The following is a 1,412-nucleotide window of genomic DNA, read 5'->3' on the forward strand; positions in this document are numbered from 1 at the left end:
GAGGACCGGGCCAAGTTGCCGTCCGGGGTGGTGGATGCCTATCCGCTGTCGCGGACGCAGACCGGCATGGTCGTGGAAATGCTGGCGGACACCAGCCGTAACCACTACCACAACGTCTCCACCTACCGGATCCGCGACGACAAGCCCTTCTCCCACGAGGCGTTCACCGAAGCCGTTCGCACGGTCGTCGCCCGGCACGAGACGCTGCGGACGGCCATAGACCTCTCCACCTACTCCGTCCCGATGCAGGTCGTCCACGCTGTCGTGGAGCCCGCGATGGGCGTGGCCGAGCTGGGCGCGATGGAGGTGGAGCGGCAGCGCGAGACACTCGAGGCGTTCACGGCCGCCGAGCGTGCCCGACTCTTCGACTTCGCCGAGCCTCCGTTGATGCGTTACTTCGCGCACACGACGGAGAACAACGGCTGGTGGATCTCGGTGACCGAGTGCCACCCGATCATGGAGGGCTGGAGCTACCACTCCCTCCTGATGGAACTCCTCGGCTGCTACATGCGGCTGCGCGACGGCCTGGAGCCGGAGCCGTACGACGTGCCCGACGTGCGCTACGCCGACTTCATCGCCGGCGAGCTGGAGTCCCTCGCCTCCGACGAGGACCGTGCCTACTGGACCGGCATCGTCAGCGACTACACCAAGTTCACCCTCCCCGCCGGCTGGGAGGACGAGCCGACCGCACGCGGACGCACATACCGCGTCGCCGCTCCCTGGCATGACCTCGAGCCTCGCCTGCGGGCGCTCGCCACCGCCGCCGACGCCTCGCTGAAGAGCGTGCTCGTGGCAGCGCACGTCAAGGTGATGGGCATGCTGACGGACGAGCCGGCCTTCCATGTCGGTCTGGTGTGCGACGCGCGGCCGGAGGAGCCAGGTGCGGACCGGGTGTACGGCATGTACCTCAACACCCTGCCCTTCCCGGTGGACCGTGGCGCGCGCACCTGGCGTGAGCTGGTGCGGCAGGTCTTCGCGCGGGAGGTGGAGCTGTGGAGCCACCGCCGCTTCCCCATGCCGGAGATCCAGCGGGACGCGGAGGAAGACCGGCTGATCGATGTCCTTTTCAACTACCAGGACTTCCGTCAGGTCGACACCGAACTGGTCGATCCGTTCGGCGGAATCGACGACAGCCCCATTGAGCTTCCGCTCTCAGTCTCCTCGCGCGGCGGACACGTCATCCTCACCGTCAACGTCCCGGCACTGAGCCGCGTCCATGCTGAGCGGATCGTGGGGATGTATCGGTCGGTGTTGGAGGCGATGGCCGCGGATGCCGAGGGTGATGCGCGGGTGTCCTTCCTTCCGGACGGTGAGCTCGATCTGGTGGTGTCGCGGTGGCGTGGTGTGTCGCGTGAGGTCGGTGATGTGTGTCTGCATGAGTTGGTGGAGGCTCAGGTTGAGCGCACGCCGGG

At 67.4% G+C, this 1,412-nt stretch carries 1 protein-coding gene; it reads left to right on the forward strand.

All coding sequences use genetic code 11. The annotated features are described in order from the left end of the window. Positions 1 to 1,412: condensation domain-containing protein (locus AB0D93_RS41585; RefSeq protein ID WP_362131980.1), on the forward strand; the 1,412-nt coding region annotated here is incomplete at both ends.

The organism is Streptomyces sp. NPDC048191 (assembly GCF_040652655.1).
GTDB lineage: Bacteria > Actinomycetota > Actinomycetes > Streptomycetales > Streptomycetaceae > Streptomyces.